Genomic DNA, 16,267 nt, shown 5'->3' on the forward strand with positions numbered 1-16,267 from the left:
GTCTTCAGGACTTAAGTAGATGCAACGAGCATCGCAGATCAGAGCCCTTCCAACTCGGCCATCAGATCACTCAACCGATCCACCTTCTCCACACTGATCTCATTACCCGCCAACCCTTCGATGTACTCGGCCAACTCCGCCACGGTGCTGCACTCGAACATCGCGCGCAGCGGTACGTCCCGTTGCAGGGTTTTCTGCACGCGCGATGCAATCTGTGTGGCCAGCAGCGAGTGCCCGCCCAGTTCGAAGAAGTTGTCCTGTACGCCTACCCGTTCGACTTTGAGCACCTCGGCCCAGATAGCGGCCAGGGTGGTTTCCAGTTCATTGCGCGGTGCCAGGTAGTCCTGGCGGTGCAACTGGCCGATGTCCAGGGCCGGCAGGGCATTGCGGTCAAGTTTGCCGTTGGCGTTGAGCGGCAGGCGCTCAAGCCATAGCCAGTGCAGCGGCACCATGTATTCCGGCAGTTCGGCGCGCAGGCGTTGCTTGATGCGGTCCAGGCGTTCGCTCGGGTTGAGCGCCGTATCCGCAGCGACCAGGTAACCCACCAGGTGCTTGCCGTTGGCGCCTTCCTGTACACCGACGGCCGCGTCGCGCACGTGCGGTTGCTCATGCAGGCGCGCTTCGATTTCCCCCAGTTCGATGCGGTAGCCGCGAATCTTCACCTGATGATCGACACGCCCGACATATTCCAGCACGCCATCGCTGCGCCGCCGCGCCAGGTCACCGGTGCGGTACAGGCGCTCGCCCGGCGCGCCGAACGGGTCGGGTACGAAGACCGGCGCGGTGCGCAGCGGGTCGCCGACATAGCCGCGCCCTACCCCGGTGCCGGCCACGCACAACTCGCCGACGGCGCCTTGAGGCACCAGTTCCAGCGCGCCATCGAGCAGGTACAAACGGTTGTTGTCGGTGGGTGTGCCGATCGGCAAGTAGGTGCCACGGGTGGAGGCCAGGTCAACGCGGAAGAACGCCACGTCATCGGAACATTCCGCCGGACCGTACGCATTCACCAGGCCAATCTCGGGGTAGCGCTGCAGCCACTGGTGCGCCAGCTCCGGCGGCATCGCTTCGCCGGTCGGCAGCATCCAGCGCAGGCCGTCCAGGCTGATACGGTCCTGGGCCAGCATGCCCTGGATCAGCGACGGCACGCTCTCCAGCACGCTGATGCCCTGGGCCTGCACATGCATCAGCAAGCCTTGCGGATCGTGGGCCAGGGTATTGGGCACGATGTCCACCCGTGCGCCGAACAACGGCGCGGCGAGAAATTGCCACACGGAAATATCGAAACTCTGGGACGCGGTCTGGGCAATCACATCCGCCGAGGTCAGACCCAGGTACGGCACCTTGCTCAATTGGTTATTGAGCATGCCGCGCTGTTGCACCATCACGCCTTTGGGCAAGCCGGTGGAGCCGGAGGTGTAGATCACGTAGGCGAGGTTGTCCGGGCCGCTATACACCCCTGGGTTTTCGCCTCGCGACGGCACGTCGTCCCACACCAGCAACTGGCAGTCAATCCCGTCCAGCAGCGCGATGGCCTGCTCGCGACAGGCCTCGCTGCACACCAGCAGCGGCGTGCGGCTCAGCTCGATAAGGCGACGCAGACGCTGGCTCGGCAAGCCCGGATCCAACGGCAGGTAGCCGGCACCGGCCTTGAAGCTGCCGATGATCATGCCCAGCAGATCCAGGTTGCGTTCAGCCAGCAACGCCACCGGTTGATCCAGGCCGACACCCGCTGCGATCAAGGCATGACCCAGGCCATTACCGCGGCGGTTCAACTCGTCATAGCTCCATTGCTGATCAAGGCAACTGGCGGCGATACGCTGCGGGTGCGCGGCCACCTGGGCTTCGAACAGCTCCACATAGCTGCGCTCCAGCGGGTAGGCGTGCGCGCTCCGGTTGCAACCCTCCACCAGAAACTCGCGCTCCTGCTCACCGATCAGCGGCAACTCGGCCATGTCGCCATGGAAGCCCTGCACCAGCGCCAGCAGCAGGCGTTTGAACTCGGCGAGCAAGCCTTGCACGGTGCTCTCGTCGAAGTAGCGCTGGTCGTAGGACAGGTGCAAACCGAGGTCATCACCGGGGTAGCACACGGCGGTCAGCGGGAAGTTGGTGTGGGTGCGGCCGGAGTCCGAGGTGGCGTTAAGGCTGTGGGCACGGTCCAGCACCGTGGTGTCCACCGGGGCGTTTTCGAACACGAACAGGCTGTCGAACAGCGGCTGGCCCTTGGGCAGTTCGCTGTGTTCCTGCAGAGTCACCAGCGGCAGGTATTCGTACTCGCGCAATTGCATGTTGCTGTCGAGCAGGCCGCTCAGCCACTGACGCACACTGCAGGGCTGGCCGTCTTCGGGCAGTTGCACCCGCAGCGCGATGCTGTTGATGAACAGGCCGACCGTGTGTTGCATTTCGGGCATGTCCACCGGGCGACCGGCCACTGTCACACCGAACACCACGTCACGATCGCCGCTGACCCGGCGCAGGACCAAGGCCCAGGCCGCCTGGGCGAACGTATTGACGGTCAGCTGATGGGCCTGGGCCAGCTCCCGCAGTTGTGCGCCGTCACGCGCATCGAGGCGGGTGTAGCAATCGCCCACCACCATGCCGCCGCTGTGGCCGGCGTGTTCGCGCAGGAATGGCCGGTCGCTGGGGATTGGCGTGGTTCGTTCGAACCCTTGCAGGTTCTGCTGCCACCACTGGCGCGCCTCATCCAGGTTGCGGCGTTGCAGCCAGGCGATGTAGTCGCGATAGCGCGGCGGCGTGGCCAGTTGCGCATCGCGGCCTTCACCGAGGGCCAGGTAGATTTCAAAGAAGTCGTTCATCAGCAGCGAACGGCACCACGCATCGATGAGGATATGGTGGTTGCTCATCATGAACCAATAGCGTGCCTCACCCACGCGAATCAGGCGCAGGTGGAACGGTGCCTGGTTGAGCAGATCGAACCCGGCCTCGCGCTCGGCCTTGAGCAACGCTTGCAGACGCGGCTCGTGCTCGGCTTGCGGGTCGTGGCTCCAGTCCAGGTATTCAATCGGCGCACGGCCCGGCTTGTGGATCACCTGCAGCATGTCTTCGCCGACGTTCCAGCAGAACGAGGCGCGCAGGGCTTCGTGGCGGGCGATTACCGCTTGCCAGGCCTGGGCGAAACGTTCGGGGTCCAGCGCGCTGTTGATGCGGTAGCGGTCCTGCATGTAGTAGAGGCCGGTGCCCGGTTCCAGCAGGGTATGCAGCAGCAGGCCCTCTTGCATCGGCGTGAGTGGGTAGACGTCCTCGATCGCCTGGGCAGGCACCGGCAGGCTGTCCAGTTGCGCCTGGGTCAAGCGTGCCAGGGGGAAGTCGGACGGCGTGAGGCCGCCGGCATCGGTCTTGAGGCAATGCGCGATCAGGCTGTGCAATTGGGCCAGGTAGGCGTCGGCCAGCTCGCGAATCACCTGTTGATCATGGCGTTCGCGGCTGAAGGTCCAGCGCAGCACCAGCTCGCCGCCGTACACCTGGCTGTCGACGCTCAGTTCGTTGGGCAGCGGCGCATCCGGATCATGGGCCAGGCCGGTGGACTCCTCCAGCGGATGGAACAGCGCATCGGCGCCGAAGCTCTGGTCGAACTGACCAAGGTAGTTGAACGTGATTTGCGCGCTCGGCAGTGCGGCCATGCGCTGTGTGCACAAGTCATCGGCCAGGTAGCGCAGCACGCCAAACCCCAGGCCCTTATGGGGCAAGGCGCGCAGTTGCTCCTTGATTGCCTTGATCGAGTCGCCCAGCTCCGCCTGCGGTGTCAGGCGCAATGGATAAGCGCTGGTAAACCAGCCGACGCTGCGGCTCAGGTCGATATCGTCAAACAGGGGTTCGCGGCCATGACCTTCCAGCTGGATCAGTGCCGAGTCATGGCCGCTCCAACGGCACAGCACCCGCGCCAGGGCCGTCAGCAGCAGGTCATTGACCTGGGTGCGATAGGCGCTCGGTGCCTGTTGCAACAACTGGCGGGTGTGTTCGGCATCCAGGCGCACGCTGACCGTCTCGGCATCGCGATTACGCCGTGCGCCTTGGGGGCGCTGCACCGGCAATGTCACGGCCGGGCCGGCCAACTGCGCTTGCCACACGCTCAATTCTTCGCGCAGGGATTCACTCTGGGCATAGGCCTGCAACCGCGCAGCCCAATCGCGCAGCGCACTGGTCTTGGCCGGCAAGCTGACGGGTTGGCCGTCGCTGAGTTGGCGATAGACGGTTTGCAGGTCTTCCAGCAGCACGCGCCACGACACGCCGTCGACGACCAAGTGATGAACCGCAATCAGCAAGCGCTGCTGGCCTTGCGGGCCGTCGACCAGCAGGGCACGCAGCAGCGGCCCGTGCTCCAGGTCGAGGCTGCGCTGGGTGTCGGTGAACAAGGCGCTGCACTGCGCCATGTCGCGCACCTGCGCCTGCATCAGCACGCCGGCTTCCGGCACATCCCGATAGTCGGCATGCCACTGCGCGCCGCGCTGGCTGAAGCTCAGGCGCAGGGCGTCGTGGTGCGCCAGCACCGCCAGCAATGCCTGCTCCAGGCGTCGGGGATCGAGCAGGTGCAGCGGTTTGAGCAGCAATGCCTGATTCCAATGCTGGCGCGCGGGGATGTCGGTGTCGAAGAACCAGTGCTGGATCGGCGTCAGCCCGGAGCTGCCGGTGAGTACACCTTGCTCGGCCACGACCCGCTCCGATCGGGTGGCGACGGCGGCCAGGCTTTGCACGGTCTGGTGCTGGAACAGGTCGCGCGGGCTGAAGTGAATGCCCGCCTGGCGCGCGCGGCTGACCACCTGGATCGACAGGATCGAATCGCCGCCCAGTTCAAAGAAGTTATCGTCCAGGCCGACTTGCCGCACGTTCAACACCGCGCACCAGATCGCGGCCAGGGTACTTTCCAGGGCGTTGCGTGGCGCCACGTAGTGTTGGCGATTGGCCTCGGGGTCCGGTTGCGGCAAGGCGCGGCGGTCGAGCTTGCCGTTGGCGGTCAACGGCATGCTGTCGAGGATGATCAGGTGCGCGGGCACCATGTAATCCGGCAGTTGTGCCTTAAGGTGGGCTTTGAGCGCCTCGCGCAAGGCGGCGTGGTCGGCGCCCCCGACCAGGTACGCCACCAGTTGATGGCCGCTTGGGGCCTCCAGCGCCAGCACCACCGCTTCGCGCACCTGGGGATGTTCCAGCAGGCGGGTTTCGATTTCCCCCAGCTCGATGCGGAAACCGCGAATCTTCACCTGATGGTCGATGCGCCCCAGGTACTCCACCAGGCCGTCGGCGCGCTGGCGCACCAGGTCGCCGGTGCGGTACAGGCGCCCGCCATCGGTGGCAAACGGGTCGGCGACAAAACGCTCGGCGGTCATGCCTGGACGCTGGTGGTAACCCTGGGCCAGCCCGGCCCCGCCGATGTACAACTCGCCGCTCGCGCCCTGGGGCACCAGGGCCAGATCGGCATCCAGAATGTACGCCACACGCTCACCGACAATGCTGCCGATCGGCACGCTGCCGGTGCCCTCCTCCCACTGCGGCGGCGCCAGGCTGGCCAGCGGCATCACCACGGTTTCGGTGGGGCCGTAGGCATTGAAAAACAGCTGGGGCTGGAACGCCGCGCGGATGCGCTGCAAGTGCTCGCCGGTCAGGGCTTCGCCGCCGGTGATGCACATGCGCACCGGCAATGTCTGCCGTTGGGTCGCCAGCCACTGCGCCAACTGGCTGCCGTAGCTCGGAGTAAAGCCCAGCACCGTAACGCCATGGGTGCGGATCAGCGCGCAGATCTGCTCGGCGTCCCATTGCCCCTCGGCCCGCAGCACCACGTGGGCGCCGCTGAGCAACGGCACCAGCAAACGCTCGGTGGCGGCGTCGAAGTTGATCGAATAGAAATGCAGCTCACAGTCGTCGGCGCGCATGCCGAAACGCTCGATCACGGCCCGGCAATGCATGGCGATTTCACCGTGTGACACCACCACGCCTTTGGGTTTGCCGGTGGAGCCGGAGGTATAAATCAGGTACGCCTGGTGCTGCGGCAGGTTGATAAAGGGCAGTTCATCAGCCGGGTAATCGGCAAGCGCTGCAAGGTCATCTTCCAGGCACCAATGAGCCACCGTCGCCGGCAATTCGCCGAGGGCTTGGAACATCGCCGCATCGCTGAGCAGCAGGCCGATGCCGCTGTCTTCGATCATGTAATGCAGACGGTCGAGCGGGTATTCCGGGTCCAGCGGTACGTAGGCGCCGCCGGCCTTGAGGATCGCCAGCAGCCCGACCACCATCTCCAGGGAACGGGGCAGCGCCAGGCCAACGCGCACCTGCGGCCCCACGCCACGCTCGCGCAGCATCCAGGCCAGGCGGTTGGCGCGCGCATCCAGCTCGCGGTAGCCGAGGGTTTCGCCGGCAAAGGTCAACGCCGGGGCGTCGCCACGCCGCTGAGCCTGTTGGCTGAACAGCGGATGCAGGCACTGGTCGAGGCGATGCACGCCGGGCTCGGCGCCGAGGCTGCGTTGCAGTTGGCGCCGCTCGGCGGCACTCAGCAACGGCAATTCGCTCAAGCGCTGACGCGGGTCGGCGATCAGCGCTTCGAGCAGATTGCGCCAATGTTCGGCCATGCGCGCGATGCGTGGTTCGTCGAACAGGTCGGTGCTGTAGGTCAGGCAGCACCCCAGGCGATGATCGAGGTCGGTGACTTCCAGGTTGAGGTCGAACTTGGTGGCGCGCGCATCGTTGGCCAGGTACTCGACGGTCATCCCGGCCAGTTGGCGGCTCTGCTGGAACTCCCAGCGCTGCACGTTGCACATCACTTGGAACAGCGGGTTGTATGCCGCGCTGCGTGGCGGTTGCAGGGCTTCGACCAGGTGATCGAACGGCAGGTCCTGATGGGACTGGCCTTCGATCACGGTGTGGCGGACGTGCTCAAACAATTGGTGGACAGTCATCTGCCCATCGAGCCGGCAACGCAGCACCTGAGTGTTGAGGAACGCGCCGATCAGCCCCTCGCTCTCCGGCCGGATGCGGTTGGCCACAGGGGCGCCGATGCGCAGGTCGGTCTGGCCGCTGTAGCGGTAGAGCAACACGGCCAGGGTCGCCGTCATGGTCATGAACAGCGTCAGGCCGTGCTCGGCATTGAACGCCCGCACGCGCGCGGCCAGTTCATCGCTGAGGTCGAAGCGATACAGCTCGCCTCGGTGGCTTTGCACCGGCGGCCGTGGGCGGTCTGCGGGCAATTCCAGCAAGGGGTGTTCGCTGCCCAGTTGCGCGGTCCAGTAATCCAGCTGGCGCTGACGCTCGCCGCTTTCCAGCCATTGGCGCTGCCACACGCTGTAGTCCAGGTACTGCACCGGCAACGGCGCCAGCGGCGACTCGCGCTCGTCGATAAACGCTTCGTACAGCGCGCTGAGTTCACGGGCAAAGATGTCCATGGCCCAGCCTTCGGTGACGATATGGTGCAGGGTCAGCACCAGGTAATGCTCCTGCTCGCCGGCCTTGACCAGGCATGCGCGCAGCAATGGCCCGGTTTCCAGGTTGAACGCGGTGTGGGCTTCGTGATCGGCCAACTGCTGCAGGCGCTGCTGGCGCTCGGTAGCATCGAGCGCGGACATGTCCCGCCAATCCATGCGCACGCCGGTCTGCGCCGAGACCTGCTGACAGGCCACGCCGTCGACGCTGGGGAACGTGGTGCGCAGGGTTTCGTGACGCATGATCAGGGCCTGCAACGCGGCCTCGAAACGCCCCACGTCCAGCACGCCGCGCAGACGCACCATGCCACCGACGTTGTAGGCCGGGCTGTCCGGTTCCATCTGCCAGAGGAACCACATGCGCTGCTGGGAATAGGACAGCGGCACCGGCTGGCGACGGTCGACCCTGGCGATGGCCGTGTGTTGATTGCGCTGGCCGGCGGCCTGGATCAGCGCGACCTGCGCGACGAATGCTTGCAGCTCGCTGGCGTCGAACAGGGTGCGCAACGGCAGCTCGACGTCGCAGGCCTGCCGGGTGCGAGAGACGATCTGGGTGGCCAGCAGTGAGTGGCCGCCGAGGGCGAAGAAATCATCGCGCAGACCCACTTGCGGCATACCGAGCACCTCACGCCAGATCGCGGCGATCTGCTGTTGCAAGGGCGTCTGGGGTTCCACGTGTTCGCGGGTATGCCACACCGGCTCGGGCAATGCGCGGCGGTCGAGTTTGCCGCTGGGGCTCAGGGGCATCGCGTCCAGGCGCATCAGCTGCGCGGGCACCATGTACTCCGGCAGCTCGGCGGCCAGGGCGGCTTTGACCGCGTGTTCATCCAATGCGGTGTGCGCGGTGTAGTACCCGATCAATTGCGCGTCACGCACCTGCACCACGGCCTGGGCGATGCCGTCCAGGGCCAGCAGGCGCGCTTCGATTTCTTCCGGCTCCACGCGGAACCCGCGCAGCTTGACCTGCTGATCGAGACGACCAAGGTATTCCAGCACGCCGTCGCGGCCCCAGCGCACCCGGTCGCCGGTGCGATACAGGCGCGTGCCCGCATCCCCCAGCGGGTCGGCGACGAAACGTTCGGCGGTCAACCCCGCACGTCCCAGGTAACCGCGCGCCAGGCCGATGCCGGCGATGCACAGCTCGCCCGGCACCCCGGCCGGCAGCGGGTTGAGGTGTTCGTCGAGCACGCGGCAGATCACGTTACCCAGGGGCCGACCAATCGGCGAGCGCTCGCCATCCTCGGCCTGGCAGTGCCAGTGGGTGACGTTGATCGCGGTTTCGGTCGGCCCGTAACGGTTGTGCAACTGCACCGCCGGCAACTGCGCCAGCACGCGGTTGCGCAGCTCGGCGGGCAAGGCTTCGCCACCGCAGAACAGGCGACGCAGACTGGTGCATTCGGCGCTCAGCGGCTCGTCGATAAACAACTGCAACAGCGGCGGCACAAAGTGCAGCGTGGTCACGCCGTAGGTCTGCACCAACTGTGCGATGCGGTGCGGGTCGCGGTGTTCGCCGGGCCCGGCCAGTACCAGGCGGCAGCCGCTGATCAACGGCCAGAAGCACTCCCATACCGATACATCGAAACTGATCGGTGCCTTTTGCATCAGCACATCGCTGGCGTCCAGCCGATAGGTGGCCTGCATCCATTGCAAGCGCTCGGCCAAGGCCCGATGGGTGTTGCCCACGCCTTTGGGCTGGCCGGTGGAGCCGGAGGTGTAGATCACGTAGGCGAGGTTGTCGCCATGCAGGTGCAGGCCCGGCGCTTGGGTCGGCCAGCTGTCCAGGTGCAGGCTGTCCATGGCGATCACGCACACGCCGTCGGCGCTCGGCACCCGGTCGAGCAGTGCGGTCTGGGTCAGCAGCAAGTGCACGCCGCTGTCCTTGAGCATGTAGGCCAGGCGCTCGGCCGGGTAGTCCGGGTCCAACGGCACATAGGCGCCGCCGGCCTTGATGATCGCCAGCAGGCCGATCAGCAACTGCGGCGAACGCTCGGCGGCGATGGCCACGCACACATCCGGGCCGACGCCTTTGTCGCGCAGGTAATGGGCCAGGCGGTTGGCCTGGGTGTGCAGTTGGGCGAAGCTCAGGCTGCCGCCGTCCCACACCAACGCAGTGGCGTGCGAGGTGTGCCGCCCGAGGGCTTCGGGCAGCCATTGCCGGGCCGGTGCGCAGGGCGCGGCGTTCCACGCCTGCTGCTCGTCATGTGGCAGCAATGGAAGGTCGCCGAGGGCCTGTCGCGGCTGTTCGCACACACCGTTCAGCAGGTGGATAAAGTGCTCGGCCAGGCGCTGGATAGTCGCCGCGTCGAACAGTTCGTCGGCGTAGTCGAACGACAGGCTCAGGCGCCCATTGCGGTCCTCTTCGCTGTGCAGCTGCAGGTCGAACTTGGCCTCGCGGCTGTGCCACGGCAATTCGTCGGCGAGCATCCCAGGCAGGCGGCGCAGGGCGCTCAAGTCGCGCTGTTGATGGTTGAACATGACTTGGAACAGGCCCTGTTCGCGGGCCTGAGGGAAGGCTTCCAGCAGTTGCTCGAACGGCAGGTCCTGATGGGCCTGTGCCCCCAATGCGGTGTGGCGGGTGGCGGCCAGCAGCTCACTGAACGGCATACGCCCGTGCAGTTCGGCGCGCAGCACCAAGGTATTGATGAAAAAGCCCACCAGCCCCTGGGTTTCCTGGCGCGGGCGGTTGGCGTTGGGCACGCCGATGCGAATATCGCGCTGGCCGCTGTAGCGATAGAGCAGGGTCTGGAACGCCGCGAGCAACAGCATGAATGGCGTGGAGTCGTGCGCCAGGGCGGTCTGGCGAATGGCTTCGCTCAGAGGCGTGCTCAAGCGCACGCTGTGCCGCGCCGCGCTGCGGCGGTGCTGCGCGGAACGCGGATGATCGGTAGCCAGGCTCAGCACCGGATGTTCATCGCCCAGTTGCGCCTTCCAGTACGCCAGTTGGCGCTGGCCCTCACCGTCGGCCAGCCATTGGCGTTGCCAGCTGCCGTAATCGGCGTAGCTCACAGCCAGGGGCGCCAGCGTCAGCGCCTGGCCCTGGACGGCGGCGGCATACAGGCGCGAAAACTCGTCGAGCAGAATAGTCAGCGACCAGCCGTCGGCGATGATGTGGTGCAGCGTCACCAGCAACTGGTGATCCTCATCATCCAGGCGCACCAGGGTCAGCCGCAGCAGCGGGCCTTTTTCCAGATCGAACGGGGTGTGCGCCTGGTCCTCGCGGATCCGCGCCGCGCGAGCCTCGCGCTCGGCGGTGGGCAGGTCGCCGAGGTCGATGAGCGGCAGGTCGAACACCACCTCGGCATCGATGCGCTGACAGGCCTGGCCGTCGCGTTCGTAAAAGCGTGTGCGCAGGGCATCGTGGCGCTGGATCAACTGCGCGAAGCTGGCGCGCACGGCGTGTTCATCCAGCTCGCCGCGCAGGCGCAAAGCGCCGGGGATGGTGTAGGCGCTGCTCCGTGGGTCGAGTTGCCAGGTAATCCACAGGCGGTTCTGCGCCAGGGATTGGGGCCGTTCATCGTCGCGCGACAAGACGCGGATAGCACCCTGGGCCACACCGCCATCCTGTTGCAGGCGCGCGACCTGCGTGGCGAAACCGTGCAAGGTCGGCGCCTCGAACAGCAGGCGCAGGTTCAGCTCCAGGCCCAGGCTTTCACGCAGACGCGCGATCACTTGGGTAGCGTTGATGGAGTTGCCGCCGAGCAGGAAGAAGTGGTCGTCGGCGGCAACGCTCGGGACCTGCAATTGCTCGCACCAGATCGCGGCGATCCGGCGCTGCAGATCGGATTCCAATGCGGCCTGAGCGGCCGGCACCTGCCGACCGGGGAATTGCGCATAGCTGTCGAGGCTGCCGTCGGCATGGCGCAGCCCACAGGCCGCGCGCTGCACTTTGCCGCTGGAGGTCTTGGGCAAACCGCCGGGGTTGAGCAGCACCACCACCGATGGCGCCTCTTGATAGGCCTCGGCTACTGCCTGGCGGATCGCTTTGATCAGCGCTTCGGGCGACAGGATTTTCTGCACGCTGCGGCTGATTTCGGCGGCGATGCCAATACCCTCCACGCCCTGGTCGCTCACGGCGAACGCCGCCACCCGGCCTTTGCGCACCCCTTCCACTTCGCGTTCGATGGTTTGTTCGATGTCCTGGGGATAGAGGTTGTGACCGCGCACGATCAACAGGTCCTTGAGACGGCCGGTGATGTACACCTCGCCGTCACGGATAAAGCCCAGGTCGCCGGTGCGCAGCCAGGTACGTCCGGCGTGCTGCACAAAGGTCCTGGCGGTGGCTTCGGGGTTGCGCCAGTAGCCGTGGGCGATGCTCGGGCCGCTGGCCCACAGCTCGCCGACGGCGCTGTCGGGCAGTTCGCTCAAGGTGTGCGGATCGGCGATCAGCACCGCGTGTTCCGGCTGGCTGGTGCCGCAGCTCATGATCGCACTGCCCTGCCCCGGCTCGGCACGGTTGGCGGCCAGCGCCTGGTCGTCGACCCGAAGTGCCGCGATGCCCTGGCCGCGAGTACCGCCGGCCACGAACAACGTAGCTTCGGCCAGCCCGTAGGAGGCGAAGAAATGGTTCGCGGTGAAGCCGCACACCGCGAACTTCTCGGCGAAGCGCTCCAGGGTGTCGAGGCGGATCGGTTCGGAACCCGAATACGCCACGCGCCAGCGACTCAGGTCGAGGCGCTCCAGGGCGGACTCGCTGACCCGCTCGCTGCACAGGCGGTAGGCGAAATCCGGGCCGCCGCTGATGGTGCCGCCGTATTCGCTGATCGCTTGCAGCCAGCGCAAGGGCCGGCCAAGAAAGTACGAAGGCGACATCAGCACACACGGCACGCCGCTGAAGATCGGTTGCAGCAGACCGCCGATCAGGCCCATGTCGTGGTACAGCGGCAACCAGCTGACGATCACGTCGTCCGGGTTGAGGTCGATGCCGAAGCCGCGGCGGATCAGCACTTCGTTGGCCACCAGATTGCCGTGGCTGACTTGCACCCCCTTGGGCAGCGCGGTGGAACCGGAGGTGTATTGCAGGAAGGCGATGTCATCGGCCTGCAAGTCGGCGGCGACCCACTGCTCGGCGAGCTGCGCATCGAGGGTGTCGACGCTCAGCACCGGCGGCGCGTTGTCGAGTTGCGCCAGGCCGTCGCTCAGGCTGGCGATGGTCAGCAACAGGCGCGGCTCGGCGTCGCCGATAATCGACAGCAGGCGCTCCTGATGGTGACGACGCGTGGACTCCGGAGGGTAAGCAGGCACCGCGATCACGCCGGCGTACAGGCAACCAAAGAACGCCGCGACGTAATCCGGGCCGCTGGGGAACAACAGCACCGCGCGGTCGCCCAGGCTCGCGTGCGCCTGCAGGGCGGCGGCGATGGTGCGGGCGCGCAGGTCCAGGTCGCGGTAACTGAGCACCACGTTGTGCTCGACCGACTCGGCCAGGAAGCGCAGCGCCACCTGATCCGGGGTGTGCGCGGCGCGACGTTGAAGGGACTGGACCAGGGTACGGGGAAGTTCGAAGGCGTCCATCATGGGGTTCCTGCCTGAAATCGGCTTACGGGGAAATCGGAAAAATTGAGGGCGTTCAGCTGGCGGCCAGTTGCCGCGCCGCGCCATTGCGCCAGCGCGCCAGGTGCGCCTCGGCATAGCGCCGCACGCAGCGCAGCACTGCGCTTTCCTGCTGCATCAGGAAGAAGTGGTGACCGTCGAACCAGTCCAGGGAGAAGCCGCTCGCGGCCTCGCGCTGCCAGTCGAGCAATTGGTCGGCGCGTACGCTGTCCTGCTTGCCGCCCAACACATGGATCGGCATGCCCAGCTGCGGGCGCTCGCCATAATTGAAACTGCCGCAGAGCAGAAAATCGGCGCGCAGGATCGGCAGCATCAGCTGCATCAATTCGGGGTTGGCCAGGGCTTCTTCGGTGGTGCCCTGCAATTGGCGCAGGCGGGCGATCAGTTGCTCATCGGTTTTTTCAATCGCGTATTCGCTGACGTCGCGCTGCGCCGGCCCGGCGGTGCCGGAGGCGAACAGCGCCAGCGGCGCGGGAAGGTTGCGGGCATGCAGCGCGTGGGCCAGTTCGAAGGCCAGCAGGCCACCAAGGCTGTGGCCGAACAACGCATAGGGGGCGCTCAGGTCGTGGCTGATCTCCTGCGCAAGTTGCGCCGCGAGGGCCTTGATGTCGCGCTGCAAAGGCTCATCCATGCGCATGCCACGGCCGGGTAACTCCAGCGGACAGATGTGCAGCCAGTCCGGCAGCGCGCGCCGCCAGCGCATATACACCATGGCGCTGGCGCCGGAATAGGGCAGGCAATACAGACGCATTCGGCTCGGTGCGCTCATCGCTGGAGCACTCCGATGTGAGACACGCTGTGTGCACGATAAAAACCCATCTCGCCCTCCTGCGGGTGCTGATCCTTGGCCGCTGCGCTAACGGACCTGTCACCCAAGAGAACGGACGGCATCGGCAAATAATTAGTCGCCGGCGGCGCACACGAGGCGTGCCTATGCCGCGCCGAAAGGCATAAGATTAGTTCGTCTTCTCATTTGACAATCATTATCATTAAGCATAATTTGTTGCCCGATGTGTAGGAGGCCTCAGCAAGGAAGCCCTCCCCTAACCTCTCAGCGACAAGGTGATTTCCATGACGGAACCAGTAACCACAGGCAGGTGCGACTCACCCCTTCTCCAGGCATTCGTCGACAATCGAACGATCCTGGTGAAGATCGCGGCACGTATCACCGGGTGCCGCTCGCGGGCCGAAGACGTAGTGCAGGACGCCTACTTCCGGTTGCAGTCGGCGCCGACGATTACGTCATCGTTCAAGGCCCAGCTCAGTTACCTGTTCCAGATCGTGCGCAACCTGGCGATCGATCACTACCGCAAGCAGGCGCTGGAACTCAAATACTCCGGGACCGAAGAGGAAGGCTTGAATGTGGTGATTCACGGTGCTTCGCCGGAGACGTCCCACATTAATTTCAACACCCTGGAAAACATCGCCGACGCGCTGACGCAACTGCCCCAGCGCACCCGCTATGCATTCGAGATGTACCGCTTGCACGGGGTACCGCAAAAGGACATCGCCAAGGAGCTGGGCGTCTCGCCAACCCTGGTGAACTTTATGATTCGCGATGCGCTGGTGCACTGCCGCAAGGTGTCGGGAAACCACAGCGATACGTTTGCGCGGCGGGTTTGATGGAGGTTGTGCCCGCCGAGCAACGCGCCGCCGTTCAAGGCACCGGCATCACATCGATGCGGTAAGGTTCGAAAATTTTCAGCATCTGGCCGTTGTCGCGCAGGCCTTTGAGCAGAGCGGCGAAGGCCTCGCCGGTGATCGGCGCATTGGGGCGCAGCAGCGCGTAGTGGTGATACACCTGGTCGATACGTTCGGAGACCAGGAACTGCTCGCCGACTTTCGGATTGCGCACCATGAAGTCACTCAGGTACGAACGCGTCACCAGCGCAATGTCGGCGCGGTCGCGGGCGACCATCTGCAGGTTGCTGTCATGGGAATAGGTCAACGTGGCGTTGAAGCGTTCGGCCAGGAACTTGGGGTCGGCGTTGAAGTTGGCGAAAGCGTAGTGATACCCGCTGAACACCGCCAGACGCTTGCCGGTCAGATCGGCGAAATAGCGCTGGTCGCGCCCGTCCTCACGCTGGGCGACGAAGATTTCCGCGTCTTCCAGGCCCATGTCGACGCTGATGTGGGGAATGCCCTGCCAACCCCAATCGGGGTTTTCAAAGATCGCCATATCGACCCGGCCTTGCTCGAAATCACGGAAACGCCGGGGAATGGAAGTGGGCACCAGCACAAACTGATAATCGCCCTGGGCGCCGTTCAACGCTTCCACCAGCTGGGGCAGCAACCCCGTGTCGGCGCCCTGCTCGGGGCGCACGGTGTAGGGTGGGAAATGCGCCGCACCGATCCGCACCAGTTGCGCAGCCGAAGCGGGCATCCACCCCGCGGTGCCCAGTGCCCATAAAGTAACTCCTGCAGCCAACCGCCATGGCGATAACATCAAGGCAAACACCGTTCAACACTCTGATGGCATTAAGCTAGGCGTTTTTGCCCACAGAGACAACTTAACCATCGGCAAATTAACCACTTGCGCCTCAAACCCCCTCTAAAACCATCAACAACGCTTCCTGCGCCAACTGCTCGAGGGTCAGGCTTCCCTCGGCGCGGAACCACGTAGTGGTCCACGACAGTGCACCCGTCAGGAAACGCCGGGTGATGCACACGTCGCCGCGAATGTAGCCGGCGGCCCTGGCCTCACCCAGCACCTGCAGCCAGATCTGTTCATACACGTCTCGCAACGCCAGCACGTGCGCCTGGCCCTCGGCCGACAACGAACGCCATTCATACACCAGCACCGCCATGGCTTCGCCGCTGCCGCCCATGATCGACTGCAATTCACAGCGGATCAGCGCCAGCACACGCTCGCGCACGTCACCCGCCTCTTCCAGCGACGCACGCATCAATGCGGTGTTGTAGTGGATGGTCTCTTGCATCACCGCCCACAGAATCTCGTCCTTGCTCTTGAAGTGATGAAAGATACTGCCGGACTGGATGCCCACGGCGCCGGCCAGGTCGCGCACCGTGGTGCGCTCGAAGCCCTTATTGCGAAACAGGTGAGCCGCCGTCTGCAGCAACTTGCCCCGGGCGCTGTCGGGGTCGGTCAATTGGCCGCCGTCGACCAGGGTGCGCATCACCCGCAGGGCTTTTTGCTCATCCATGTTTCTCTCCTTTCCTGCTCGCGAACGTCTTGGCCGGCAATTTAGGCGGTGCCGGCCACCCAAGCAAGCGCTCGGGCTTAACGTGCAAGTGCAATGTACAAACCAAGTGCTTGCCTGGTAGCCGGTGTGGTG

The 16,267-nt window shown here is 65.2% G+C and carries 5 protein-coding genes; 1 reads left to right on the plus strand and 4 read right to left on the minus strand.

Going from position 1 to position 16,267, the window contains the following annotated elements; translation table 11 throughout:
• Positions 1-38 precede the first annotated feature (38 nt).
• Both PSH94_RS17550 and PSH94_RS17555 read right to left on the minus strand, forming a co-directional pair.
• Positions 39-12,935, minus strand: a complete 12,897-nt coding sequence (locus PSH94_RS17550; RefSeq protein WP_305435490.1) for a non-ribosomal peptide synthetase — start codon at positions 12,933-12,935, stop codon at positions 39-41.
• 52 nt (positions 12,936-12,987) lie between these two features.
• A complete protein-coding gene (locus PSH94_RS17555; protein WP_305435491.1) occupies positions 12,988-13,740 on the minus strand; it encodes a thioesterase II family protein in 753 nt (250 codons plus the stop codon).
• A gap of 302 nt (positions 13,741-14,042) precedes the next feature.
• On the opposite strand from PSH94_RS17555, the gene PSH94_RS17560 reads away from it, so the two are divergent.
• Entirely contained in the window at positions 14,043-14,594 is a 552-nt protein-coding gene (locus PSH94_RS17560; RefSeq protein WP_181075780.1) for an RNA polymerase factor sigma-70, read from the plus strand.
• Positions 14,595-14,628: 34 nt separating this feature from the next.
• Here the strand turns inward: PSH94_RS17560 and PSH94_RS17565 are convergent, their stop codons facing one another.
• Positions 14,629-15,417, minus strand: coding sequence for an ABC transporter substrate-binding protein (locus tag PSH94_RS17565; protein ID WP_181075782.1), 789 nt, complete (start codon positions 15,415-15,417; stop codon positions 14,629-14,631).
• Between the two features lie 94 nt (positions 15,418-15,511).
• Complete coding sequence (locus tag PSH94_RS17570; RefSeq protein WP_305435492.1) at positions 15,512-16,135, minus strand: TetR/AcrR family transcriptional regulator; 624 nt, start codon at positions 16,133-16,135, stop codon at positions 15,512-15,514.
• Positions 16,136-16,267: the final 132 nt, after the last annotated feature.

It is taken from the genome of Pseudomonas sp. FP2254 (assembly GCF_030687695.1).
In the GTDB taxonomy this organism is placed as follows: domain Bacteria; phylum Pseudomonadota; class Gammaproteobacteria; order Pseudomonadales; family Pseudomonadaceae; genus Aquipseudomonas; species Aquipseudomonas quebecensis.

Excerpts from the sequence above, each read along its gene's own strand:
- PSH94_RS17550 (WP_305435490.1), bottom strand. The coding sequence starts at position 12,935 with ATGATGGACGCCTTCGAACTTCCCCGTACCCTGGTCCAGTCCCTTCAA.
- PSH94_RS17555 (WP_305435491.1), bottom strand. The coding sequence starts at position 13,740 with ATGAGCGCACCGAGCCGAATGCGTCTGTATTGCCTGCCCTATTCCGGC.
- PSH94_RS17560 (WP_181075780.1), top strand. The coding sequence starts at position 14,043 with ATGACGGAACCAGTAACCACAGGCAGGTGCGACTCACCCCTTCTCCAG.
- PSH94_RS17565 (WP_181075782.1), bottom strand. The coding sequence starts at position 15,417 with ATGTTATCGCCATGGCGGTTGGCTGCAGGAGTTACTTTATGGGCACTG.
- PSH94_RS17570 (WP_305435492.1), bottom strand. The coding sequence starts at position 16,135 with ATGGATGAGCAAAAAGCCCTGCGGGTGATGCGCACCCTGGTCGACGGC.